General features: G+C 70.0%; 19 protein-coding genes. 5 read left to right on the forward strand and 14 right to left on the reverse strand.

The annotated features are described in order from the left end of the window. Positions 1-31 precede the first annotated feature (31 nt). Positions 32-2,680 (reverse strand): MMPL family transporter, encoded by a 2,649-nt coding sequence (locus HXX10_RS11690; protein ID WP_296522388.1) that lies wholly within the window; start codon positions 2,678-2,680, stop codon positions 32-34. Between the two features lie 564 nt (positions 2,681-3,244). On the opposite strand from HXX10_RS11690, the gene hpnH reads away from it, so the two are divergent. After that, a complete protein-coding gene (hpnH, locus tag HXX10_RS11695; protein WP_296522391.1) occupies positions 3,245-4,387 on the forward strand; it encodes an adenosyl-hopene transferase HpnH in 1,143 nt (380 codons plus the stop codon). Positions 4,388-4,392: 5 nt separating this feature from the next. Then, a complete protein-coding gene (locus HXX10_RS11700) occupies positions 4,393-5,109 on the forward strand; it encodes a phosphoribosyltransferase (RefSeq protein ID WP_296522393.1) in 717 nt (238 codons plus the stop codon). Between the two features lie 162 nt (positions 5,110-5,271). Here the strand turns inward: HXX10_RS11700 and shc are convergent, their stop codons facing one another. The 4 genes from shc to hpnC are packed head-to-tail and all read right to left on the reverse strand — an operon-like array spanning position 5,272 to position 10,272. After that, on the reverse strand, positions 5,272-7,254 hold the full coding sequence (gene shc, locus HXX10_RS11705) for a squalene--hopene cyclase (protein ID WP_296522394.1): 1,983 nt from the start codon (positions 7,252-7,254) through the stop codon (positions 5,272-5,274). 31 nt (positions 7,255-7,285) lie between these two features. Next, entirely contained in the window at positions 7,286-8,518 is a 1,233-nt protein-coding gene (hpnE, locus tag HXX10_RS11710) for a hydroxysqualene dehydroxylase HpnE (protein ID WP_296522395.1), read from the reverse strand. Beyond that, positions 8,518-9,366 (reverse strand): presqualene diphosphate synthase HpnD, encoded by an 849-nt coding sequence (gene hpnD / locus HXX10_RS11715; RefSeq protein WP_296522396.1) that lies wholly within the window; start codon positions 9,364-9,366, stop codon positions 8,518-8,520. The genes hpnE and hpnD overlap by 1 nt, the downstream gene beginning before the upstream one ends. Positions 9,367-9,390: 24 nt before the next feature. Further along, complete coding sequence (gene hpnC / locus HXX10_RS11720; protein WP_296522398.1) at positions 9,391-10,272, reverse strand: squalene synthase HpnC; 882 nt, start codon at positions 10,270-10,272, stop codon at positions 9,391-9,393. 455 nt (positions 10,273-10,727) lie between these two features. On the opposite strand from hpnC, the gene HXX10_RS11725 reads away from it, so the two are divergent. Further along, positions 10,728-11,690 carry a polyprenyl synthetase family protein gene (locus tag HXX10_RS11725; RefSeq protein ID WP_296522399.1) on the forward strand — a complete coding sequence of 321 codons (963 nt, stop codon included), beginning with the start codon at positions 10,728-10,730 and terminating at the stop codon, positions 11,688-11,690. Positions 11,691-11,965: 275 nt separating this feature from the next. On the opposite strand, the gene HXX10_RS11730 is transcribed toward HXX10_RS11725, so the two are convergent. From HXX10_RS11730 to HXX10_RS11770, 9 genes are all read right to left on the reverse strand, one after another. Next, positions 11,966-12,523, reverse strand: a complete 558-nt coding sequence (locus tag HXX10_RS11730; protein ID WP_296522400.1) for a 2-oxoacid:acceptor oxidoreductase family protein — start codon at positions 12,521-12,523, stop codon at positions 11,966-11,968. Then, positions 12,520-13,365 carry a thiamine pyrophosphate-dependent enzyme gene (locus tag HXX10_RS11735; RefSeq protein WP_296522402.1) on the reverse strand — a complete coding sequence of 282 codons (846 nt, stop codon included), beginning with the start codon at positions 13,363-13,365 and terminating at the stop codon, positions 12,520-12,522. Before HXX10_RS11735 ends, HXX10_RS11730 begins: the two co-directional genes overlap by 4 nt. Then, positions 13,358-14,500 carry a 2-oxoacid:acceptor oxidoreductase subunit alpha gene (locus HXX10_RS11740; protein WP_296522403.1) on the reverse strand — a complete coding sequence of 381 codons (1,143 nt, stop codon included), beginning with the start codon at positions 14,498-14,500 and terminating at the stop codon, positions 13,358-13,360. The genes HXX10_RS11735 and HXX10_RS11740 overlap by 8 nt, the downstream gene beginning before the upstream one ends. After that, positions 14,497-15,396: a 2-oxoacid:acceptor oxidoreductase family protein gene (locus tag HXX10_RS11745; protein ID WP_296522404.1), complete on the reverse strand. Its 900-nt coding sequence runs from the start codon at positions 15,394-15,396 to the stop codon at positions 14,497-14,499. The genes HXX10_RS11740 and HXX10_RS11745 overlap by 4 nt, the downstream gene beginning before the upstream one ends. Beyond that, on the reverse strand, positions 15,396-17,231 hold the full coding sequence (gene iorA, locus HXX10_RS11750; protein ID WP_296522405.1) for an indolepyruvate ferredoxin oxidoreductase subunit alpha: 1,836 nt from the start codon (positions 17,229-17,231) through the stop codon (positions 15,396-15,398). Before iorA ends, HXX10_RS11745 begins: the two co-directional genes overlap by 1 nt. 285 nt (positions 17,232-17,516) lie before the next feature. Next, entirely contained in the window at positions 17,517-18,791 is a 1,275-nt protein-coding gene (locus HXX10_RS11755; RefSeq protein WP_296522452.1) for a phenylacetate--CoA ligase family protein, read from the reverse strand. 403 nt (positions 18,792-19,194) lie between these two features. Then, positions 19,195-20,415: a hydantoinase/carbamoylase family amidase gene (locus tag HXX10_RS11760; RefSeq protein WP_296522406.1), complete on the reverse strand. Its 1,221-nt coding sequence runs from the start codon at positions 20,413-20,415 to the stop codon at positions 19,195-19,197. Between the two features lie 78 nt (positions 20,416-20,493). Continuing rightward, positions 20,494-21,336: a DUF2189 domain-containing protein gene (locus HXX10_RS11765; RefSeq protein ID WP_296522407.1), complete on the reverse strand. Its 843-nt coding sequence runs from the start codon at positions 21,334-21,336 to the stop codon at positions 20,494-20,496. A gap of 164 nt (positions 21,337-21,500) precedes the next feature. After that, the gene (locus HXX10_RS11770; protein ID WP_296522408.1) at positions 21,501-22,487 is read right to left on the reverse strand and encodes an ABC transporter substrate-binding protein; all 987 of its coding nucleotides are present in this window, start codon (positions 22,485-22,487) and stop codon (positions 21,501-21,503) included. Between the two features lie 596 nt (positions 22,488-23,083). Between HXX10_RS11770 and HXX10_RS11775 the strand changes: the two genes are divergently transcribed. Together HXX10_RS11775 and HXX10_RS11780 are read left to right on the forward strand one after the other, a co-directional pair. Next, entirely contained in the window at positions 23,084-23,503 is a 420-nt protein-coding gene (locus tag HXX10_RS11775) for a methyltransferase (RefSeq protein ID WP_296522409.1), read from the forward strand. A gap of 427 nt (positions 23,504-23,930) precedes the next feature. Further along, positions 23,931-25,232: a L,D-transpeptidase gene (locus tag HXX10_RS11780; protein WP_296522410.1), complete on the forward strand. Its 1,302-nt coding sequence runs from the start codon at positions 23,931-23,933 to the stop codon at positions 25,230-25,232. Positions 25,233-25,393 lie beyond the last annotated feature (161 nt).

The following is a 25,393-nucleotide window of genomic DNA, read 5'->3' on the forward strand; positions in this document are numbered from 1 at the left end:
ATGAGAGGGATGGCGGCCGACGACGGCATCCTCACTCGGCCGAGACGTGGTCGGCGCGTGTGGACGTCTCCGGCTCACGCGTCACCGGCTCCTCCTTCACGATCACCCGCGGCGGCCCCATCAGGGCCGGCTGGAACAGCACCGCGAAGCACATGGTGGTGATGAGCGAGAGGGCCAGGAGCTCGCCCATGCTGGACGTGCCCGGATGGCTCGACATCCACAAGGAGCCAAACGCGGTCGCCGTGGTGAGCGCGCTCCAGATCACGGCCCGGGTGAGGCTCGACTGCAGGAGCCCGGTCTGCCCGGCCCGCCACGCCATGATGTAGTAGATCTTGAACGCGACACCGACGCCGAGCAGCAGCGGCAAGGCGATGATGTTGGCGAAGTTCATCGGCATGCCGATGATGACGCAGAACTCCAGCGTCAGCACGCCGGCGAGCAGCAGCGGCACCAGGGTCATCAGCACGTCGCCGAACCGCCGCAGCACGATCCACAGCAGGACCATGATCGACAAGAGCGCGTAGGTGCCGGCATGGACGAAGGCCGACACCACGGTCTCGCCCGACTTCAGGATCGAGATCGGCGCGCCGGTCGCGGCAGGATAGAGCGCCAGGATCGAGCGCGCGAAGGTGCGCAGCACGTCGGTGTCGTTCGGGTCGCCCTTCGGCGTCACCTCGACCCGCACGCGTCCGTCCGCCGTCACCCACTCGCGCACCAGGTCCGGCGGCAGCGTGTCGGCCGAGACCGGCTGCGCCTCGAGCAGGTTGCGCCAGTCGTCCAGCACGGTCTTGAGCGGCACGATGAAGGCCGCCTCGACCTTGTCGCGCATCGCCTTGTCGGCATCGGCGAGCTTCGCCAACGCGGCGGCGAGCCGCTTGGCGGCGTCGACGCCCGGTCCCGAGCGGTCGACGATGATCTGGCCGAGGATATCGTTGCCGCGGCGGAGCGCCGCCACGTTGTCGGCGTCGGTCGGCGTCGGCATCATGCGGGGCTGCAGAGCCGGCCCCAAGACCTTCTTGAGGCCGTCGATCATCGCCAGCTTCTGCTCCTGATCGGACGGCACGAAGCTCGCGACGGTCAGCACCCGGCCGACCGCGGGCAGCGCCTTCAGCTTCTCGGCCGCCGCCGCGCCCTCGGCCGCGTTCGGCATCAGCACGTCGATGGCGTTGGCGCCGACATTCGGGTCCGCGCGCAGGTCCAGCAGGGTCGCGACCGACTCGACATGCTTGTTGCGCAGGTTGATCGGGTTGAAGTCGAAGGTGAGGAAGTAGAGGAGCGGCGCACCGAGCAGCGCCACCAAGGCCGTGCCGCCGACCACCCACAGCCGGTTGCGCTCGAGGAAGCGGTCGACCGGCGCCAGCGCCCGGTAGCCGATCTCGGCCGGCTCGCCGGGCGGGTTCAGCACCTTCAGGAGGGCCGGCAGCAGCGTGACGCTGGTGATCAGTGCGATCAGCATGCCGACGCCGGCGATCTTGCCAAGCTCGGAGATGCCCGAATAGTCGGTCGGCGTGAACGACAGGAAGGCGGCCGCGACGGCGCTCGCCGCCAGCGTCAGCGGCGCACCGATGCGGCGCGCGGTGGCGACCAGCGCGGTCTTCAGGTCGTCGATCTCGTGCCGCTCGGCCCGGTAGCGCACCGCGAACTGAATGCCGAAGTCGACGCCGAGCCCGATGAACAGCACCGCGAAGGCGACCGAGATCGGATTGAGCGCGTCGACCATCAGCAGGCCCATCGCGGCCGTCATGGCCAGGCCGACGAACATGTTGGCGTAGACGGCGAAGATCAGCTTCCCCGAGCGCAGCGCCAGCCACAGGATGCCGAGCACCAGCACGATGGTGGCGACGGCGTCGCGCACGGCGCCGTGCTGCATGGTGGAGAATTCCTCGTCCGCCATGGCGATAGGTCCGGTGAGGCGGACCCGCGCCTGGTACTGGCCGGCGAGGTCGAGATCGCGGGCGGCGTCGCGGATCGCCGCCGAGGCGGCGGCGCCCGGCTCCAGCGCCGAATAATCGAGCACCGGGCGCACCATGATGAATCGTCGCAGATCCTCGGGCGCCGGATTCTTGCCGGTCATCACGGCCTGCCACGAGAAGGTCGCGGGCTTGCCGGCGAGTGCGGTCTCCACCGTGCTGGCTGCGCGGTTGAAGGCGGGGGCGGCGGCGTCGAGCGACACCAGGTTGCCGCGCACGCCGGAAAGGACGAGCGACATCCCCTGCACGAGGCCGCGCAGGCTCGGGTCGCCGCCGAGCGTGCGCACCAGCGGGCCGGCCTGGGCAAGGCCCTTCACGGTGGCGTCGAGCTCGTCGACCGACTGGAACAACAGCCCGTTGCGAGCGAAGAACGTCCCGCCGCCGGCCTCCTCGACCGAGCGGAACGCGGTCTGGTTGGTTTTCAGACGCGGGGTCAGGGTAGCGACGGCCCGCGAGGCGAGCTCGGCGGTCGGCGCATCGACCACCACCAGGATGGAATCGAAGCGGCCCGGGAACGACTTCTCGAAGTCGAGCTCGCGCTGGCGCCAGTCGAGTGCCGGCGAGATCAGCTTGTTGACGTCGGTGTCGATCGCGAAGTTGCGTGCGGCGTAGACGCCGGACACGACCGCCAGCACCAGATAGACCGCAATGACGGTCTTGGGGTGCCGGATGCAGGCGCGAACGGTGCGGACGATCGTTGAAACGAGCATGGAACCGGACGTGGGGGTCGGACCAATATGATGTCGCGTGCCTTGGACGGCCAAGCCGAACGTCGAGCCGATCTCGACGATCCGCAGCCGCATCACCGCACCGACGACGAAGGGCGGCCCCGTAGGGCCGCCGAGCATGTCCTTCATAAACAGGCCGGAATTGAGGTGGCAACCCCGCCATGGGCTAGCCGGCTCCCCGCCTGGCGGGCACCTCCCCGGTGTCGGGGCGGCCCTCTCGGCTGACGCAAGGAGGGGTTGACGGGTTCAACTCATGGATTATCAATGTCTTGCCGGTAGAAAGCGCGGTCGCCGGCAGGGCGGCCGGACACCATCGGCCGCGCTGCCGCACTGCACATTCTGCCGGAGCGGGTGGTTGTGGCCGCGCCCGGCGGGGCCCAAATGCCCTGGAATTGATCTCGGGTGAGACCGGATGGGTCGTCGACGCAATCGGCGTGTGCTTGATCAGCGAGCGCCTTCCGACTAACACCAGACGTTCTGCCGCATTGCCACAAAATACCGTGGCGGCGCCGCAGGTCCGCATGCAGGTTCGGGAAAGCAGGCACTATGGCAATACCGTTCTTCAAGGAAATGCGTATTGGCGCGTACGTCGTGAAGCAGAAGCTGCTCGGACGGAAGCGTTACCCGCTGGTTCTGATGCTCGAGCCGCTGTTCCGCTGCAACCTGGCCTGCTCGGGTTGCGGCAAGATCGACTACCCCGAAGCGATCCTCAACCAGCGCATGTCGGTCGCCGAGTGCCTGGCCGCCGTCGACGAGTGCGGCGCCCCGATGGTCGCCATCCCGGGCGGCGAGCCGCTGATCCACAAGGAGATCGGCGAGATCGTCGCCGGCATCGTGGCGCGCAAGAAGTTCGTGTCGCTGTGCACCAATGCGCTGCTCCTGGAGAAGAAGCTCGATCTGTTCGAGCCGTCGCCCTACCTGTTCTTCTCGGTCCATCTCGACGGCCTGAAGGATCATCACGACCGCTCGGTCTGCCAGAAGGGCACGTTCGACCGCGCCGTGTCCGCCATCAAGGCCGCCAAGGCGAAGGGCTTCGCCGTCAACGTCAACGCCACCGTCTTCGAGGGCATGCCGGCCGAGGACATCGCGGCCTTCATGGACTTCACCGAGGAGCTCGGCGTCGGCGTGTCGATCTCGCCCGGCTACGCCTATGAGCGCGCCCCGGACCAGCAGCACTTCCTCGCCCGTCGCCGCACCAAGGAGCTGTTCCGCAAGGTGTTCGCGCTCGGCAAGGGCAAGAAGTGGCAGTTCATGCATTCCGGCCTGTTCCTCGACTTCCTGGCCGGCAATCAGGAGTTCCGCTGCTCGCCCTGGGGCATGGCCACCCGCAACATCTTCGGCTGGCAGAAGCCCTGCTATCTGGTCGGCGAGGGCTACACCAAGACCTTCAAGGAGCTGATGGAGACCACCGATTGGGACTCCTACGGCACCGGCCGCTACGAGAAGTGCGCCGACTGCATGGCGCATTGCGGCTACGAGCCGACCGCGGCCGACGCCTCGATGACCAACCCGTTCGCGGCCCTCAAGGTGGCGCTGTTCGGGGTGCGCACCGAGGGCGAGATGGCGCCGGAAATCTCTCTGGAAGGCCAGCGGCCGGCCGAGTTCGTCTTCTCACGCCACGTCGAGACCAAGATCGCCGAGATCCACGCGGCCGAGCCGAAGAAGCAGCAGCTCACCGCGGCGGAGTGACGAGCGTGGTCCCCGGCGCGTCGGCTGCGGCCGGCGCGCCCGACTTGCGACAGGCGTTGGACCTGATGTCGACCGAGGGATTCTGGCAGCGTTTCTACGCCCCCGACGAGGTGCGAGAGCCGCCCTATGTCGACCGCTATCCGGCCCGCGTCGCCGCGGACCGGATCCTCGATCTGCCGCTGCGGGTGCTGCCGGAAGGCGACCGCGCCGTCGCCTCGATCATCATCAACCAGGCCTCGTTCGCCGTGGTCGACTGGTTCGCCGACGCGATCGCGGCGCAGGCCCGCGACCTCGCTCCGGACGTGGTCGTCGGCCTGCCGACCCTCGGGCTGACGCTCGCGCCCCGTGTCGCGCAGCGCCTCGGCTTCGAGAATTACGTCGCGATGGGGTACTCGCGGAAATTCTGGTACGACGAGGCGCTCTCCGAGACGGTGTCGTCCGTCACCACGCCGAACCAGGCCAAGCGCCTCTATCTCGATCCCAATCTGGTGCCGCGCCTGAAGGGCCGCCGGGTCGTGATCGTCGACGATGTGGTGTCGCGTGGCACCACCGTCATGGCCGCCCGGCGCCTGCTCGGCAGCATCGGCATCGAGACCACCGCAGCCCTCACCGTCATGGCGCAGACCGAGCGCTGGCGAACTGCGCTGAACGGGCTTGAGCTGCGCGCCGTGTTCACGTCGCCCGCCTTCGAGCGCCGTGCCGAGGGGTGGTGGCCGATCTGACGGCTGCAGGCCTCCTCCTTCGTCATTGCCGGGCTCGACCCGGCAATCCATCTCACGAACAGGAGGCCAATTGGTTTTTTCGAAGATGGATACGCGGGTCGAGCCCGCGTATGACGGGTCGGAGTGCGTGACGGCCGGTATCGGCCGTCCGCCGCCTCCGCCTCACATCCCGAACGCCACCCGGGGATCGTTGGCGCGCTTGAGGTTGCGGTAGCGCGCTATCGCCCACAGCGGGAAGAACTTCCGGTAGCCGTGGTAGCGCAGATAGAACACCCGCGGGAATCCGGTCGCGGTGTAGCGCTCCTCGTCCCACAGACCGTCCGGCGCCTGGGTGCGGGCCAGATAGGCGACGCCGCGCTCGACGGCCGGATGATCGACCTCGCCGGCGGCCATCAGGCCGAGCAGCGCCCAGGCGGTCTGCGAGGCGGTGCTGGGCGCCGGCTCGAAGCCGCGATAGTCGAGCTTGTAGCTGGTGCCGTCCTCGCCCCAGCCGCCGTCGACGTTCTGGATGCGGATCAGCCAGTCGGCCGCCTTGCGCATCGCCGGATCGTCGCGCCCGAGCCCGGCGGCGTTGAGGGCGCACAGCACCGACCAGGTGCCGTAGACGTAATTGAGCCCCCAGCGGCCATACCAGCTCCCTTCGGCGAGCTGCGTCTTGCGCAGATAGTCGACACCGCGCGCCATCGGGGCGCTGGTCTGCAGCGTGTCGCCGAGCTGCGCCAGCATGGAGACGCAACGCGCCGCCACGTCCTCGGTCGGCGGATCGAGCAGCGCGCCGTGGTCGGAGAACGGGATGTTGTTGAGATACGTGTAGGAGTTGTCTGCGTCGAACGCCGCCCAGCCGCCGTCGCGGCTCTGCAGGCCGAGCACCCATTCGCGGGCGCGGTCGATCGCGATGTCGAAGCGCTGGTCCCCACCCGCAGCCTGGCGGGCGCGGTCCATCGCCATCACCACGACGGCGGTGTCGTCGAGGTCCGGATAGTGGGCGTTGGCGTACTGGAACGCCCAGCCGCCGGGCCGGACATCCGGCTTGGTCACGGCCCAGTCACCCGCGAGATCGAGCACCTGGAGGGGCTTCAGCCAGTCGAGGCCCTTGTTGGTCTTGGCGACGGCCGTCTCGCCGCCGGCCTCGAGCAGGGCGTGGCAGGTCAGCGCCGTATCCCACACGGGCGAGACGCAGGGCTGGCAATAGGCCTCCTCGTCGCCGACGACGAGGAGCTTCTCGATCGAGCGGCGGGCGACGGCCCGCTCCGGGTATTCGGGCGGGAAGCCGAGCACGTCGAACATCATCACCGAGTTGGCCATCGGCGGATAGATCGCCCCGAGACCGTCCTCGCCGTTCAGCCGCTCGCGCACGAAGGCGAGCGCCGCCTCGATGGCGCGCTTGCGTGGCCCCCGCGGCATCAGCGGGTCGAGCGCGCGCAGCGCCATGTCGATGCCGCGGAACAGCAGGAACCACGACCACCTCTGGTGTGGCGCCTTGGCGGGCGGCCCGACCGTCGCGGGCGGCTCGACGAACAGCTCGTCGACCGTGATGCCGCGCGGATTGCGGGCCTTGGGCTTCAGGGTCTGCAGCACCAGCAGCGGCACGATGGTGGTGCGCGCCCAGTAGGAGATCTTCCAGATGGTGAACGGCGACCAGTGCGGCAGGAAGATGATCTCGGGCGGCATCACCGGCACGGCGCGCCACGGGATCACGCCGTAGAGGGCGAGCTGGATGCGGGTGAACACGTTGACGCGCGCGCCGCCGCCATGCGCCAGGATCGCCTCGCGGGCACGCCGCATATGGGGGGCGTCGGGCGAGTCGCCGATCATCTTCAGGGCGAAGTACGCCTTCACGCTGGCGCTGATGTCGAAGTCGCCGTCCTTGAACAGCGGCCAGCCGCCGTGGTCGCCCTGGATGCGGCGCAGATAGACGCCGATCTTGCGCTCCAGTTCCAGGTCCGGCGTCTCGCCGAGATGATGCACCAGCAGCACGTATTCGGACGGGATGGTGGCGTCCGCCTCGAGCTCGAATACCCAGTGCCCGTCGGCCTGCTGCCAGGCGAGGAGCGCGTCGGTCGCCTTCTGGATGTGCGTCTCCAGGGCGCCCATCAGGGGCGAGCTGGACGCCGGCGTGGCCGACAGGGTGGTGACGTCTCTCATCGAACCTGCTCTCGTCGTCGGTCTGGTCGGGTCACATCAGCGCGGCGGCGGCGTTGCCGGACCGGATCGCGCCCTCGATCGTGGACGGCAGTCCGGTGGCGGTCCAGTCACCGGCCAGCACGAGGTTTTTCCACGCGGTGCTCGGGCCGGGGCGACGCGCGTTCTGCTCCGGTGTCGCCGCGAAGGTGGCGCGGCGCTCGCGCACGATCTGCCAGGGCGGCATCTCGCCGGTGAGGCCCGTGACGGCGCAGACCTCGCCCCAGATCGTCTCGGCGAGCTTTTCGCGCGGCTCTTTCATGAACCGGTCGGCATTGCTGGTCGTCACCGAGACGCGATCCGGGAAGACGAAGATCCATTCGGTGGTGCCGCCCAGGACGCCGGTCAGCGCCGGCGTACCCGCAGGCGCCACGGCGCGGAAATGCGTGTTGAGGATCGAGCGGAACGCGGTCGGGCCGCTGACGCCCGGCACCAGCGCGGTCGCGGCCCAGGCCGGCACGGCCAGGATCACGGCGTCGTCCGCCGAGAGATCGATGCGATCGCCGCCGAAGTCGAGGGCGACCACCCGCTCGCCCTCCAGCACCAGCGCGCGCAGCTCGTGGTCGAGGCGCACCGCGACGCCGCGGTCGCGCAGCATCGCCACGGCCGGCTCGACGAACACGGTGCCGAGCCCGTCGCGGGCGATGCGCGGCCGGCACGCCTCGCCGCCGACCGCGAGCGTCTCGCGGACGATGTTGCGGGCCAGCAGGGCGGACGATTCCGGCGGGGAGGTGTTGAGGGCGGCCACCATCAGGGGCTCGATCAGCCGGTCGTAGAGCGTGCCCGTGCAGGCGATCACCTCGCCGAGCGGCCGGTCGGACGCGACCAGGATTTTCGCCAGCCCCAGATAGTCGCGCCAGGTCGTGTCGGGCACGCGCCATGCTGGATCGAAGATCCACCACGGGATTCGGCCGTCGCTGATCCGGATCCGCCAGCCCTTGCGGCTGCGCAGGTCGTGGAAGGCGAACTCCGCCGCGTCCGGGCCGGTGAGCCGGTGCTCCGTCCCGATCGCCCGCGCATAGTCGTGCGCCGCGCGGTTGCCCGACAGCAGCAGGTGGTTGCCGTTGTCGATGAGGAGGCCGGTGGCGTGGTCGTGATAGGAGCGGCAGCGGCCACCCGCATAGGCCGTGCCCTCGTGCACGGCAACGGTGCGGCCGGCACCGGACAGGCGCACCGCGGCGGCGAGGCCGGCGAGGCCGGCCCCGATGATGTGAACCGTGCCGGTCATCACACGAATCCGTACTGCAGCACGACCAGCAGCAGCGACAGCTTGTTGACGCGCACCGGTTCGCGCGGCGGGGCGAAGCCGCGCACCGCGAGGTCGTCCAGGATGGCGCGGTAGACCTTGCCCATGATGCGCGGCGCCCGCACCATCCAGCGCGGCGAGCCGTCCATCACCGCGTCGGCCTTCTCGAAATGGTCGCGGGCGCGCTCGATCAGCGCGGCGCCGACCTGGCCGAGGGCCGGGTGGGCGGCGACGGCGCAGGGGTCGGTCGTCTCGATCCCGGCCCGGTGCAGCAGCTCGCGCGGCAGATAGAGCCGGCCGTTCTCGGCATCCTCGTCGATGTCGCGCAGGATGTTGGTGATCTGCAAGGCGCGGCCGAGATGGTGGGCGAGGCGCTCGCCGTCCGGCTCGCCCATGCCGAAAGCCTTGACCGAGAGACGGCCGACCGCGCTCGCGACGCGGTCGCAGTAGAGGTCGAAGGTGGCGAGGTCGGGGGCGCGGATGTCCTCGGCCGCGTCCATCTCCATGCCCTCGATGATGGCGATGAAGTCCTCCTGGCGGAGCGAGAACTCGCCGATCGCCTGGGCGAGGCCGCGATGCTCGGGCGCGACCCGCCCCGCATAGACGGCATCGAGCTCGTGCCGCCACCGCTCAAGCCCGGCGAGCCGCTCGGCGCGCGGCGCGGCCGAGTCGGCGATGTCGTCGACATGCCGGCAGAACGAGTAGATTTCGAACATGCCGTCGCGGCGGGCCCGCGGCAGCATCCGCATGGCGAGGTAGAACGAGCTTCCGGCGGCGCGACGCGACGCAAGTGGTTCTGGTTCTTCGGCTTGAACGGCGAGCTGGGTCATGGCTGACGTCGCTGGTTCACGGGATCAGTCGCGCACGGTGGCAGCCGCGGCGACGGGCGGGCGCGCAAAGCGCCCGAGCAGGCCTTTGATGACGCCGACGAGGCCGGTCACGGCGACCTGCGGCTTGCCCAGATGGACCCGCTCGGACAGCGGGTCGCGCACCTTCAGCAGGCCGGTCAGCCGCTCGGCCAGCGCCTGGATGACGGCGACCTCGAGGGCGAGCCGGCGGTCGCGGATCAGCGACGAGAACACCCGGCTCTGGTCGAGCAGTCCGCCGGTGCGCTCGGCGAGCGCGGCGATACAGGCGCGCAACGCGGGCGTCGCCCGGTCGGCGCCGAGATCCTCGACCTTGGCGCCATGCGCCGCGAAGGCGTCGAGCGGAATGTAGATCCGGTCGAGCGCGCGGTAGTCCTTGGCGCAGTCCTGCAGGTGATTGATGATCTGCAGGGCGGCGCAGAGCTGGTCGTTGGCGTCCCAGGTGGTGCCGCGCTCGCCGTGCACGTCGAGCACGAAGCGTCCGACCGGCATGGCCGAGTACCGGCAGTAGTCGATCAGGTCGTCGAAATCGCGGTAGCGGCGCTTGGTGACGTCGAGCCGGAACGCCGTGAGCAGGTCGCGGGCGTGGCGCGGCGACAGCGCCCGGTCGGCGAGCGCGATCTTCAGGGCGACGCCCTGCGGCTCGCTGCTGCCGCGGCCGAGCAGGCTGTTCTCCAGACGGTCCAGGAGGGCGAGCTTCTCGCCCTCGGCAAGGGTCGGGTGGTCGGCGATATCGTCGGCGACCCGGACGAACTCGTAGAAGGCGAGGATCGCCGGGCGGTAGCGCGGATGCACGATCCACGACGCGACCGGGAAATTCTCGTCACCCGATCCCTTGCCGGACCGCAGCTCGGCGGCGGTGCCGGTCACGACGCGGGTCCGCCAGCCGGCACGACGGTGCCCCGGTCGACCGGGGACCTCGCGGAATGGAACACAGGGGCGAGCATCGAGGTCATGGGCGAACGGGCAGGCCCTGGGCTTGTCAAAAACAAAGGCCGCGCGTGGACGCGCGCTTGGCCGCGGAGCGGGCCGGACCCTCGAGGACGGCGCGCGGGCACGATAACGCAATGTTCGAGTGCCGCAAGCCTCGGAAAGTTCAAAGCATGTGGTTTTGGTCGAGTCAACGCGACGCCCGGCCGGATCGCCCGGCCGGGCGTCCGGCCGGTATGCCCGGGTGCATGGAACGGCGGGGGAACCGGTTGCCCTCGCGGGCCGTGATGATTAAGCCTGTGTCGAGACGTCCCGTCATCGGACGGTAGGACCCTGTGCCATGCGGGCGCGGGCGGCCCGGTCCCGACGCACGGGTATCGCGGGGAGAGCCGATCTTGTTGGGTAAGACCAAGCACGCCGACGTCGCCAGGGCCGACGCCGGGTTTCCCGAGCGGCTGGATGCCGTAGCGGCCGACACGGAGACGCTGCTCGACAGCCTGCTCGGTGGCGAGCCGGTGGCGGGCGAGCGGACCCGGCCGGCACGGCTGCTGGAGGCGATGCGCTATGCGAGCCTCGGCGGCGGCAAGCGGTTCCGGCCGTTCCTGGCGGTCGAATCGGCCGCCTTGTTCGGCGGCGATCGCTCCCGCGCCCTGATGGTCGGGGCGGCCGTGGAGTTCGTCCACTGCTACTCGCTGGTGCACGACGACCTTCCCGCCATGGACAATGACGACCTGCGGCGGGGCCGGCCGACCACCCACAAGGCCTTCGACGACGCCACCGCCATCCTGGCCGGCGACGCGCTCCTCACGCTGGCGTTCGACGTGTTGGGCCGGCCCGAGACCCATCCGGACGCCGCCGTGCGCATCGAGCTGGTGCTGGCACTCGCCCGCGCCTCCGGGCTCGGTGGCATGGTCGGCGGGCAGATGCTCGATCTCGCCGCCGAGGGCCGGTTTGCCGCCGGCACACCGCAGCCGCTCGACCGGGCCGCGACCGAGACGATGGAATCCATGAAGACCGGCGCGCTGCTGCGCTTCTCGTGCGTCGGCGGCGCCATCGTGGCGCAGGCCGATGCGGCCGCGCAAGGCGCGCTCGACCGCTACGGCACGGCGATCGGCAAGGCCTTCCAGGTCGCCGACGACCTCCTCGACGCCGAGGGGGATCCGGCGACGGTGGGCAAGGCGACCAACAAGGACGCGGCTCTCCACAAGGCGACACTCGTCCGCATCATGGGCATCGACGGCGCCCGCCGGGCGCTCGCCGATCTGGTCGCCGAGGCCGAGGATGCGGTCGCGCCGTTCGGCGCCGAAGCCGACATTTTGCGTGCCGCGGCGCGGTTCGTCGCGGAACGCAGCCACTGATCGGGTCGTTCCGGGCCGCGATTGCCGGCGGTTCCGGCGAGTTCCGACCTGTCGGAATATGCTTTCTCACACCGGATCCGTTTGATCCCTTCGGTCATTCCGGGACGGCGCGGAGCGACGGACCCGGAATCCAGCCACGCCCTCGGCATCCGTCGCTGGATTCCGGGTTCGTACCTTCGGTGCGCCCCGGAATGACGGTGAACTGATCGCTCGGATTCCGTCTCACTGCCGCGGGGCGAGCCCGGCGATGACGACTCGGCGGGTGTGGGATGTCCTCACACCGCCACCGTCTCGCCGAGCGTGTAGCCGACCCGGGCGGCGGCGAGGTTGAGGTCGGCGAAGCGCTCCGGTGTCTCGCGGCGGATCGCCTCCTCCAGCGAAACAGGGTGGCACAGGCCGGACAACGTCACGAAGGCGCCGAGCGCCACCATGTTGGCGATGCGGGCGTGGCCGGTCGCCACGGCCCGCGCGGCCAGCGGCAGCCGATGCAGGCGGCCGACATCGCGCACGGCGAGGCGCTCGTCGACCACCACGAGCGCGTCCGGCTTGATGAGCCCGATCGAGCGGTCGTAGCCGACCTGGTCGAGCGCGATCAGCGCGTCGAGGCCGGTGACCAGCGGGAAGTCGGACAGATCCTCGCTCACCACCACGTCGGAGTGGCAGAAGCCGCCGCGCGAGGTCGGCTCGTAGCTCTGCGACTGGGAGGCGCGCCGGCCCTCGATCGCGAAGGCCTCGAACAGGATGCGGGCGCCGAGGATGAGGCCCTGGCCGCCGCTGCCGGCGAGGCGGATTTCGCGGCGTTCCATGGTCCGGCGATCGAGCATCTGGGTCATCGGCCGGCCTCCTTGCGGATCGCTGCCGCATGCGCCCGCAGGCGTGCGCCGTACTCCGGCAGGTCGCGCTCGACGAACACGCCGGTCGGCAGCGCGTGCGGGCGGAACGGCTGGTCGGTCGCGTCGCGATGCGAATCGGGCCGCATGTCTGCCTTCTGGCTGAGGATCATCTCTGGCGCCTCGCCGAGGTCGTTCTTGCGGCCATAGATCTCGGTGCAATCCGACATCACCTCGACGAAGGAGAAGCCGGGGTGGCGCAGCGCCCGGGCGATCAGCGTCTTCAGCGCCGGCGCCTGGCGCGTCACCTCGCGGCCGACGAAGCTGGCGCCGGCGGCTGCCGCGAGCGCGCAGGCGTCGAAGGTCGGCTCGATGGCGCCGGATTGCGTCGTCGAGGTGAAGCGGGTCGCCGCCGTGGTCGGCGAGGCCTGGCCGCCCGTCATGCCGTAGACCTCGTTGTTCAGCATCAGGCAGGTGAGGTCGAGATTGCGCCGCGCCGCATGGATCAGGTGATTGCCGCCGATGGCGAGGCAGTCGCCGTCGCCCGTCACCACCACGACGGTGAGGTCGGGGCGGGCGAGCTTGAGGCCGGTCGCGAACGCCAGCGGCCGGCCATGCGTGGTGTGGAACGTGTTGGCGTCGATATAGCCGCCGACCCGGCCCGAGCAGCCGATGCCGCACACCACCGCGAGGTCGTCCTTGGCGATGCCGCAGTCGTGCACGGCGGCGAGCAGCGCATGCAGCGCGATGCCGTGGCCGCAGCCGGGGCACATGAAATGCGGCATGTATTGCAGCCGCAGATAGTCCTTCGGGTCGAAGGATCGGCTCGGGGCGGCGTCAAGCATGGACGGCGAGCTCCTTCACGGCAGTGACGATCTCGTCCGGGGCGATCGGCTCGCCGTCGATGCGGCCGAGCGGGTGGACGGGCGGATCGCGTCCGACCAGCCGTTGGATTTCGAGCACGAGCTGGCCGGCGTTCATCTCCGGCACCAGCACGGCACGCGCCGGTCCGGCGAGCCGGCGCAGCGGCGCCTCCGGGAACGGCCACAGCGTGATCGGCCGGAACAGGCCGGCCTTGACGCCCTCGGCCCGCAGCACCGTGACGGCGCGGCGCGCGGCGCGCGCCGTGATGCCATAGGCGACGATCAGCACGTCGGCATCGTCGGCCATGAGCGTCTCGTACTTCTCGATCAGCGCCTGATTGACGTCGATCTTGCCGAGCAGGCGCCGCATCATGCGGTCGACCACGGGCGGCGACTGGGTCGGAAAGCCGCTCTCGGAATGAGTGAGGCCGGTGGTGTGGGCGCGGTGCCCGTCGCCCGGGCGCGCCATCGCGGGCACGCCGTCCTCGCCGGCCGCATAGGGCTGATAGGCGGGGCCGGCGCCGTTCGCCCATTTCCGCTCGCTGACATGCACGGCCTCGGGCGGCGGCACCGCGACGCTTTCCAGAAGCTGGGCGATCACCTGGTCGTACAGCACGGTGACGGGCGTGCGCAGCCGCTCGGCGAGATCGAAGGCGCGGATCGTCTCGGTGTAGATCTCCTGCACCGAGGCCGGCGCCAGCGCGATCACGGGTCGGTCGCCATGGCTGCCGAAGCGCGCCTGCATGATGTCGCCTTGGGCAGGGCGGGTCGGCATACCCGTCGATGGACCGCCCCGCATCACGTCGATGATCACGCACGGCACCTCGGTCATCGCCGCGTAGCCGATGTTCTCCTGCATCAGCGAGAAGCCGGGCCCCGAGGTCGCCGTCATGGCGCGCAGGCCGCCGAGCGAGGCCCCGACCACCGCGGCGATCGAGGCGAGCTCGTCCTCCATCTGCACGAAGGTGCCGCCGATCCGCGGCAGCTCGTGCGACATGTGCTCGGCGATCTCGGAGGACGGCGTGATCGGATAGCCGGCGAAGAAGCGGCAGCCCGCCGCGATCGACGCGAGCGCGCAGGCGTGGTTGCCGTGCAGTGCAGTCAGCCGGGCGCTCATGCCGGCACTCCTTCGTTCTTGACCGTGACGGCGAAGTCCGGACACAGCCATTCGCACACCCGGCAGCCCGTGCAGGCGGCGGGCGTCGCCACCACGGCGACCGGGCCCTCCATGGCGAGGCAGCGCTCCGGGCACAGCTTCACGCAGATGGTGCAGCCCTTGCACCACGCGGGATCGATGGCGACGCTGATGTGCAGATCGGGCATCGGCGCGGCGACGGCCGGCGCCGCCGCGTCGTCCTCGTCGGGGGCCGGCGCCGTCCAGGCGCGGCCGGCGTCGAAGGCCTTGCGGTTGATCTCGCGCGTCCCCTTCGGAACGATCGCGTCGATCACCTCGTGCCACTCGGCGACTGGATAATCGAGCCACACCGAGAGGCGGCCGAGCAGCACCGTGTTGGCTGCACGCGCGTCGCCGAGCGCGGTGGCGATGCCGGTCGCGTCGAGCGCGCAGCCGTCGGCGTGGCGGCCGACGATTTCCGCAGGCGTCTCCCGGGCGTAGGCGGAGGCTGCGCCCGCCTTGCGGCTGCGGCAGGCGAAGGGCGGCACGATCTGGCGGGTGTCGGCGATGAAGACGCCGCGGCCGGGGCGCAGATGGTCGAGCCAGCGCAGCGCCTCGGCCCATTCCAGCGCCACCAGCATGTCGGCCTCGCCCTTGGCGATGGTCGGCGACCACACCTCCTCGGCGAAGCGCACATGGCTGAACACGATGCCGCCGCGCTTGGCCATGCCGTGCACTTCGCTCTGCTTCACCGCGAAGCCGCGACGCTGCGCCATCAAGGCGATCGCCTTGGAGATCATCAGCACGCCCTGGCCGCCGACGCCGACCACCAGAATGTTCATGCCGGTGGTGACGGGCCAGGGCGCCGGGGCGAAATCGTCGTTGGGAAGGGGTCGCATCAGTGTGTCGCTCGCAGCGTGACCGGCTGGATGCAGTCGGACGGGCAGACCTGGGCGCAGAGCGTGCAGCCGATGCAGGTCGTCGCATCGATCTTCACCTTGTGGCGCCCTTCGAACAGCTCGCCCGACCAGGTGATCGAGGGGCAGCCGAGATTCATGCAGGAGCTGCAGGCGATGCAGCCCTCGGCCCGCACCGCCACCGGCGCGCCCTTGATCTTGACCGGATCGAGCACGCAGGGTCGCGACGCGATGACGACCGAGACGCCGTGATGCGCCGTCGCCTCGCGAAGAGTCTGCAGAAGGCGGCCGACGTCGTAGGGATCGACGACCCGGACCCAGTCGATGCCGATGGCGCGGCAGAGTGCGGCGTAGTCGACGCGCGGCGCCGCGTCGCCCCGCAGGCTGCGGCCGGTGCCGGGATGGTCCTGCCCGCCCGTCATCGCCGTGATGTGGTTGTCCAGCACGACCACCGTAATGTCGGCCTTGTTGTAGACGGCGTCGATCAGCGGCGGGATGCCCGAATGCAGGAAGGTCGAGTCGCCGATGGTGGCGACGACGGGCTTGTCGGTGCCGGCCTTGGCCATGCCGATGGCGTTGCCGATGCTGGCGCCCATGCACACGCAGGTGTCCATCGAGCGCAGCGGATCGATCGCGGCGAGCGTGTAGCAGCCGATGTCGCCGGCGACATGGGCGCCGACGCTGCGCAACGCCAGAAAGCTCGCGGTGTGCGGGCAGCCGGAGCACAGCACCGGCGGGCGCGCCATCGGCTGGATGTCGAGCGGAGCGATGACGGCCGGCGCCTCCATCAGCCCGGCCTTGGCGAGGCCCTCGCGCAAGAGCTCGACGGAGAGCTCGCCGAGGCGCGGGAACAGGCTCTTGCCCTCGGCGGGAATCCCGAGCGACCGGATGGCCTCTTCCAGCGCTGGCTCGAGCTCTTCCACGACGATGACGCGCTCGACCGAGGCGGCGAAGTCGCGAATCGCGTCGGCGGCGAGCGGATAGGAGCCGGCGAGCTTGAGGATCGGCAGATGCGGTGCTGCCTCCTTGACGTAGAGATAGGCGAGGCCGCTGGTGATGATGCCGCAGCTCTTGTCGCCGTCGCCGTCCTCGCGCTTGGTCAGCGGCGTGGTCGACAGCCAGCGCGCCAGAGCGGCCTCGCGGGCGATCACCTTGGGATGCAGGCGGCGCGCATTGGCGGGAATCGTCACCGTGCGGGTGTGGTCGTCGATGAAGCCGCGCGGCGCCGGCACGGTGCGATGTCCGACCCGCACGACGCTGCGGGTGTGCGACAGTCGCGTGGTGCCGCGCACGATCACGGGCGTCTGGAAGGTCTCGCTCAGATCGAACGCCACCTTGGTGAAGTCGAGCGCCTCCTGGGCGTCGGCCGGCTCCAGCACGGGCACGCCGGCGAGGCGGCAGAACAGCCGCGTGTCCTGCTCGTTCTGCGAGGAGTGGATACCGGGATCGTCGCACACCACCAGCACGAGACCGCCATGCGCGCCGATATAGGAGAAGCTCATCAGCGAGTCGGACGCGACATTGAGGCCGACATGCTTCATCGCCGCGAGGCTGCGCACGCCGGCGAACGACGCGCCGATCGCGGTGTCGAGCGCCACCTTCTCGTTGGTCGACCACTGCGCCGTCACGTCGGCGGGGTCGTACTCCGACAGGCTCTCCAGGATTTCGGTGCTCGGCGTGCCCGGATAGGCGGCGGCGACCCGCACGCCGGCCTCCCAGGCGCCACGCGCGATCGCCTCGTTGCCGGTGAACGGAAACGCCTCGGCGGCCCTGCTCTTGGTGTCGACCGCGTCGTGCGCCAGCGCTTCAGTGTTCACGGCATACTCCTTCGGGCCCGTCGGAGGGCCGACCGGCCAGTTTGGAATCACTCTGGTCCGTCTCGCCCGGACGGGTGTTGAGAAAGGTCAAACGGAGATTTGGCATGTCCATGCATTGCCGCGCGCCGCAGCCTGCTCTCTCCCCCCTTGTGGGGGAGAGGCGGAGAGGGGGGTAGCCCCCGAGCACGACGCGAGCGCTGTACCCCTCTCCCTGTCCCTCCCCCACAAGGGGGGAGGGAACGCAGGAGTCGCGATGTCATTCGCGCTGGGAAGCGGGTGTAGCGATCACCCCGGCGTGTGGCGCTGGTCCTTCACCCGCACGGCCTTGCCCTGCGAGCGCGGCACCTCGCCGGGCAGCTTGGCGACGACGCCGCAACTGATCCCGATGGTCGACTTGATGCGGTGCTGCACCTCGCGCGAGACGCGCGTGAGCGTCGCCTCGTCGCGCGGCAGCTCGGGGGCGATCTCGACCTCGACGGTCATCTGGTCGAGCGCCTGCTGGCGGGTCAGCACGAGCTGATAATGCGGTGCGATGCCGGGCAGGCCGACCAGCACGGCCTCGACCTGCGAGGGATACACGTTGATGCCGCGGATGATCATCATGTCGTCGTCGCGGCCGGTGACCCGCATGATCCGCACATGGGTGCGGCCGCAGGCGCATGGCTCGTCGACCAACCTGGTGATGTCGCGCGTGCGATAGCGGATCATCGGCAGGGCTTCCTTGGTGAGCGTCGTGATCACGAGCTCGCCGGTCTCGCCGCGCGGCAGCGGCTCCAGCGTCCTCGGATCGACGATCTCGAACAGGAAGTGATCCTCCCAGCCGTGCAGGCCGGCCTGCTCCGTGCATTCGCAGGCGACGCCGGGCCCGAGGATTTCCGAGAGCCCGTAGATGTCGATCGCCTGCAGGCCGAGCCGCGTCTGCAGCTCGTGGCGCATCGCCTCGCTCCACGGCTCGGCGCCGAACACGCCGACCCGCAGCTTCAGCTCGTTGCGCGCAATGCCGCTGCTCTCCGTCACCTCGGCGATGTTGAGCGCATAGGACGGCGTGCAGCACAGCACATTGGCGCCGAAGTCGCGCATCAGCGTGACCTGCCGCTCGGTCATGCCGCCGGAGACCGGCACCACCATGCAGCCGAGCGCCTCGGCGCCGTAATGGGCCCCGAGCCCGCCCGTGAACAGGCCGTAGCCATAGGCGATGTGCACGATGTCGTGCCGCGTCACGCCGGCGCCGGTGAGCGAGCGCGCTATCAGGTCGGCCCACAGGGCGATGTCGCCTGCCGTGTAGCCGACCACGATCGGCTTGCCGGTGGTGCCCGACGAGGCATGCACCCGCACCACGTCCTCGCGCGGCACGGCGAACAGGCCGAACGGATAGTTGTCGCGAAGATCCGCCTTGCCTGTGAACGGGAAGTGGCGGATGTCGGCGAGCGTCTTCAGATGGTCCGGCGTGACGCCGGTCTCGGCGAAGCGGCGGCGCATGTGCGGGACGTTGTCATAGGCGCGCTGCAGCGTCGCCTTCAGGCGTGCGAGCTGCAACTCGGCGATGTCGCGCCGCGGCATCGTCTCGGCCTTGGGGTCGAACAGCGCCGTGGTGTCTGGCTCACGGATCAGGGCCGGCCGGTTCATTCATGTCCCCTTCGGTCTGGTGCGCGTTCGGCCGAACGGGCTGAGCCCGCTCGTTCGTCGCGACGGGTGTGGTCGAGGTCGGGGGAGCCGGCCGCCGGTCGAACCGGTCTGCACTGCGGAAGTGTTTGTACACACAGCAACAATCGGGAATACCGAGGTGGCTTCGAGGCTCTCGCGTGATAATCTTGTTTCCATAAGGGATGCGACGGCGCAGCGCAATTGCGCACAATCCCCGAGTTCGGGCAGCCGCGTTGCGTGCTGATCAGATCGCCTCCCGCCGACGCGGGTGATCGGCGCTGCTGTTCATTCAAAAATCGTGATGCGGCATAAAATGAATTTATGCCGCCAGGATCTTCCGCAGCCGCGAGACCGCGTCGGCCAGCACGGTGCAGCCGAGCACGATGTCGGCATCGGCCGTGTTCTCCGACACATGGTGGCTGATGCCGCCGATGCTCGGCACGAACAGCATGCCGGCCGGGACGACGCGGCCCAGCACCATGGCGTCGTGGCCGGCGCCGCTCGGCAGCCGCACCGGCTCCTCGCCATGCGCTGCGGCGGCCGCCGCCAGCGCCGCGACGAGGTCGTCGGCCATGGCGGTCGGCGTCACCTCGGTGGTCCGCTCCATGGCGACCGAGACGTTGCCGCGTCCGGCCTCGGCGACCCGCTCCCTCAGGGCGTTTTCCATGCGGTCGAGCAGCGCCGTGTCGAGATCGCGGATCTCGACCGCCATCTCGGCCTCGCCCGGCACCACATTGGCGGCACCGGGGCGAAACGCCATGGCGCCGATGGTGAACACCGTCTCGGCGCCGGCCAGCCCCGGGAAGGCGTCGCCGATCCAGGCGGCGATCCGGATCAGGGCGGCGCCGGCGTCGCGCCGCATCGCCATCGGGGTGGTGCCGGCATGGTTGGCGGCGCCCTTCGCCGTCACCCGGAAGCGGCGGATGCCGGTGATGCCGGTGACGACGCCGATGCGGCGCCCCGAGGCCTCGAGGCGCGGGCCCTGCTCGATATGGGCCTCCAGATAGGCGAGGTGGCGGGTCGGGTCGAGCCGGTGCAGCGTTGTTTCGCCGGCGAGCGGCGCCAGGGCGGCGGCAAGGCCGGTGCCGTCCTCGGCGCGGGCGGCGGCGATCTCGGCCTCGGCGAGCGTCCCGCAGAAGCTGCGGCTGCCCAGGAAGGGCAGGAACGTGCCCTCCTCGTCCTCGAACGAGACGACGTCGATCCCGACCGCACCCTTGTCGCCCGCCTCGCGGGCCGCCCGGGCGATCTCCAGCGCGCAGATCACCCCGAGCGCGCCGTCGAGCCAGCCGCCGCGCGGCACCGTGTCGGTGTGGGAGCCGATCAGGATGGTCTTTCTCGCGCCGGGGTCGCGGCCCACGACGTTGCCGACCCGGTCGAGCGAGGCGGTCAGCCCCGCCTCCTGCAGACGCCCGACCAGCCAGCGGCGGGCGGCGAGGTCGGCTGCCGAGAGAGCGACCCGGTCGACCCCGGATCCGTGGGCACCGAATTGCTTCAGGGCGCGCAGGTCGGCGAGAAGGCGGTCGCCGTCGATGGCGATCATGCAGAAGCTCCGGAAAACGCACCGTGCCGCCGCGACTTGCGTCGCGACGGCCCGAACAGTTGAGACGGGCGAACCGGATCAGGCGATCGGCAGCACGATGCGCCGATAGAGATGCCAGGTCGCGTGACCCAGCACTGGTAGCACGACCACGAGGCCGAGGAAGCCCGGCAGCGAGGCGACCAGCAGCAGCAGAACGACCGTGGCGGCCCAGCCGATCATCGGCACCGGGCTGGTCGTCACGGCGCGGACGCTGGTGATCATCGCGGTGACGCAGTCGACGTCACGGTCGAGCAGCAGCGGGAAGGACACCACGGTGAGCGAGAACAGCACCAGCGACAGCGCCGCCCCGACCGCGTGGCCGATGATCAGGAACAGCCAGCCCTCCGGCGTGGTCGAGATCACCACCAGGAATTCCTGCAGCGACGTGAACGAGCGCAGCCCGAGCATCAGGGCGATCAGCAGCCGCACTTGGTACATCCAGACGATGAACACGAACAGCGTCACGAAGGCCATCCAGCCGAGCTCGCGATGGCCCTGCGCCCAGATGGTGCGCAGCACGGCCGACCACGACAGCGGCTCGCCGGTCTCGCGCCGCCGGCTCACCTCGTAGAGGCCGACCGCGATGAACGGGCCGACCAGCGCGAAGCCGGCGGCCAGCGGATAGGCCAGATAGCCGACCCCGGCCGCGAAGGCGCAATACACGATCAGCATGCCGCCGATCGCGTAAAGCGCGCCGAAGGCGAGGCCGTAGAGCGGCGCGGCCTGGAAGTCGCGCAGGCCGGCGGCCAGCGCCTCGACAATGTCCCTCACCGTCACCGGGCGCACCTGCGGGTCGCTGCGGCGGACGACGGCCGGAGCGGCGGCGTCGGCGACGGCGGCGGGCAGGCTGGTCTCGTGGACGGCGTGTTCGTGGTGGTTCATGGCGACCCCCTTCGGCACGTCGGCGTTTCCTCGACCCCTACAGTTGCGGGAACGCTGTCCGGTTGCAAGGGAATCGGGAGAGCGCGGCGATCACGCCATCGCGACGGGAGCCGTGTGTAAAGACGATTGGACAGCGCGGTGCGCCGCCAGATGCATCGCTTTTGTCAGAGCTTGAAGGAGGCGACTGTCGCGGGGTGAAAAAGCTCCTCGACCGTGACGCGTCGGGACGACAACCCCTGCGCATGATGGTGACGCAGGAAGGCGTCGAGGGTCTTGCGATTCGGCTCGACGCCGTAGGCCCAGAAGTCGTCGCCCATCAGCTCGCGTGCCTCCTTCAGGCGCTCCTCGACGAAGGGCAGCGTCACCTTGGTGGCCGAGGTGTCGCCGAGCAGCGCCAGCGCCGCCGTCTTCGAGGCCTCGAAGGCCTTCAGCACCGCGGCCGGCAGCCACGGATGCTGCTCGACCAGCGTGCGGCGCACGCCGATCAGATGCATGATCGGAAAGATGCCGGTGCGGCGGAAATAGTCCTTCGCGACGGCGACCGGATCGGCAAACAGCCAGCCGATGTTCGGCGCCCCGGCGATGAAGGACGGCGGTCGCGGCGCGATGAAGGCGTCGATCTCGCCGGCCAGCAACAGCGCGGAAATCGTCGCGCCGGGCGGCGCGTCGTCGAGCCGGACGCCCGCCGGCAGCGTGACGGCGATCTTCTCGGGGCGCCCGGGCGTCTCGATGCCGCCGCGGATCCAGTGGATGTCGGACGGCGTCACGCCGTAGTCGTCCTCCAGGAAGGCGCGCGCCCACACGTTCGCGGTGAGCTGGTACTCGGGCACTCCGACCTTCTTGCCGATCAGGTCGCGCGGCTCCTTGATGCGGTCGGTCCGCACATAGATCGCGGTGTGCCGGAAGGCACGCGACACGAAGGCCGGGATGCCGACATAGGGCGCGTCGCCGGTCGCGGTCTTCACCGTGAAGCTCGACAGTGACAGCTCGCAGATGTCGAAGTCGACCGTGCGGAAGGCCCGAAAGAAGATCTCCTCCGGCGACAGCCTCATGAACACCGGATCGACCCCGTCGATTTGGACTGCGCCGTCGATCAGCGGGCGGTTGCGGTCGTAGTCGCCGACGGCGACCGACAGGCGAAGATTGGGCATGCGGAGCGTGTCCTCGTCGTGATCGGGTGCGGGGGTGGATGCAGGTTTGTTGCGGGGGGCGATCGAACCGACGCGGGCGCGCGGCGTTGGCAGGCGAGGGCGTCGGGGCTGGCGAAGCCTTGGTGAACTCCTGTCGGGTCCGGAACGACCTATGCACTGAGGCGGCAGGCTGCAGGGTGCGCGGGAACCGGCCCCGATGGCAAGCGTGATGGCGGCCGCGCGGGTCGCCGGCCATGGCCGGCATCCCGGCCGCGCCGAGACGACGGGAGCACCTGGATCGTGCAAGACACCCTCACGGACCGCTATCGCCTCGGACTTCCCCAGCCGGCGCAAGGCGCATCGCGGCGGTTCTTTCGGTCCTTCATCCATTTCTTCTCGTATCAGCTCTTTCTCAAGCGCCGGCAGCGGCGCACCGTCGAGGCGGCCGGCTTCCGGCTTGCCGTGCTGCCGACCGTGTTCGACCCGCGGCGCTTCATCACCAGCGAGTTTTTCGCCGGCTTCATCGGCACCCTCGACCTGCAGGGGCTCAGGGTCGCCGATGTCGGCACGGCTCCGGCATCCTGGCGCTCGCGGCCGCCCGCGCCGGTGCCGAGCGGGTGCTCGCCGTCGACATCAACCCCAATGCGGTCCGCGAGGCAGTCGACAACGCCGAGACCAACGGGCTCGGTGGCCGGGTCGCCGGCATCGGCTCGAATCTGCTTTCGGCGGTTGCGCCGCAGCCGCTGTTCGACGTGATCATCTCGAGCCCGCCGTCGTTCGCCGGCGAGCCGCGCGACGTGGCCGACCGGGCCGGGGCGGCGGGGCCCGGCTATCGCGACATCGCCGGCCTGTTCGTCCAGGCGCGAGAGCGGCTGCGGCCCGGCGGCCGCATGTATGTGCTGTTCTCCTCGGACTCCGACCTGCACCGCCTCGGCGCCCTGATCAGCGAGGCGGGATTCGCGGCCCGTCTGGTCGGCGAGCGCTCGATCGTGCTCGAAACCTTCATTCTCTACGAGCTGCGCCCGCAGCTCGGATAGGGCAGGGCCGGGCGGCCCGGCGGCCCGGCCGGGTGCGGCTCGCGGGCGAGCGACCGCCGCGCCGGGCCGCCTCGGCGGCTGATTCGACAAGAGCGGTGGCTGTCGGGATCGGGCCGGCGCCGGGGGGCGGACTCGATCATTAGAATGCGATCGATCCGTCTAGGCTCAGGCTAACCGTCGGTTCGGAAACTGCCTGTCCGGACCGCCCCGGCGGTCCTCGGGTGTGGCTGAAAAGCCATGTCTTTTAAGAATTGACGGCGAGAATAATCAGAAAGAGCGCCGGAACCTTGTTAGGGCTTCGGCGTTCTACTACCACGGCGCGATATGACCTTCGGCGCGCCGAGCAACACGGGGGGCTCTCGTGACAGACACGACGTGTGACGAAGTGCGTGAGTGTGGTTGGATGCTCCCGGTCGGAGCATCGGCCTTGTCCGGATTTTCCGCGATCGCGCTGGGCGCGGCGCTGACCATTCTGTCAGTCGGCACGGCGGATGCCTCCTACTATTACTATTACGGCCAGTCGGCACAGCCGGGCAGCGTCTATCTGCCGGCACAGCAACGCCCCGCCGTGAAGAAGCAGGCGCGCCGGCCCAAGGCCGAGCAGCCCAAGAAGGACGCCGCCGCGCCGCACCAGCCGCGCGGGCCGCTGACCATCGTGGTCTCGCTCGGCGAGCAGCGGGCGCGGGTGTTCGACGCGACCGGCCAGATCGCCGAGGCGCCGGTCTCCAGCGGCACCAAGGCCCACCCGACCTTTACGGGCGTGTTCAGCGTCATCCAGAAGGACCGCTATCACCACTCGAATCTCTACAACAACGCGCCGATGCCCTACATGCAGCGGCTCACCTGGTCCGGAACCGCAATGCACACGGGCGTGCTGCCCGGCTATGCGGCGTCGCACGGCTGCATCCGGCTGCCGAACTCCTTCGCCTCGCAGCTCTGGGGCATGACCAAGCTCGGCACCCGGGTGGTCGTGGCGCGCTCCGGCGTCACGCCGGTCGACATCTCGCATCCGCAACTCGCGCTGCTGAAGCGCAAGCCCGATGCCGCCACTCCGATCGCCGACAGCCGCGCCGCCGGCAAGAGCGCCGCGGTCGATTCGACCGTGTCGGATGCGCCGAGCCCGGCCGTCCCGTCGGGCGAGCCGCTTGCCGCCGAGCCGGCGCCGACCCCCGCGGTCGAGCCCGTCGCCACGCCGGCCGCATCGCCTGCCGCGGACACGCCTGCTCCGGCGGCCGCCGCGCCCGCGCCCTCGACCCCGCTGGTCGAGTACGGCCCGCCGCGGCCCATGAAGCCCGGCCCGGTGTCGATCTTCGTCAGCAAGAAGGAAGGCAAGCTGTTCGTCCGCAAGGGTTTCGAGCCGATCTACGAGACCCCGATCACGTTCGCCCGGCCGGATGCGGTGCTCGGCACCCATGTCTTCACGGCGACCGCCTTCGAGGATGACGGCCAGGCGCTGCGCTGGACCGCGCTGTCGCTGCCGCCCGAGCTGCGGGCTGAGCCGACTGCCGAGACCCGCAAGGGCAAGGGCGCCAAGGCGGCTGCTCCGGCCATCGCGGCCGCCACCCCCACAGCCTCGGCGAAGGATGCGCTCGATCGCGTCCAGCTCCCGGCCGAGGCGGTCGAGCGTCTCGCCGAGCTGATGTCGCCGGGTGCATCGCTGATCGTCTCCGACAAGGGCCTCGGCTCGCACACCGGCCGCGGCACCGACTTCATCGTGCTGAGCCGGTGACGCTCGGCCGGTGACGCTGGGTCGGTGAGGTGGGGGCGGCCAAAGCCGCCTTCCGCCGAGCCGGCCGCTCCGCCTCGCGCCCAGCCGATTCGGGTGCATGCAAATCCCAGACTGTCGCGGCCGGGCTCGTCCCGGCCGCTGCGTTTTCGGATACCGCTCGT

Origin of the sequence: Rhodoplanes sp. (assembly GCF_013377085.1) — a bacterium.
In the GTDB taxonomy this organism is placed as follows: Bacteria; Pseudomonadota; Alphaproteobacteria; order Rhizobiales; family Xanthobacteraceae; genus Rhodoplanes.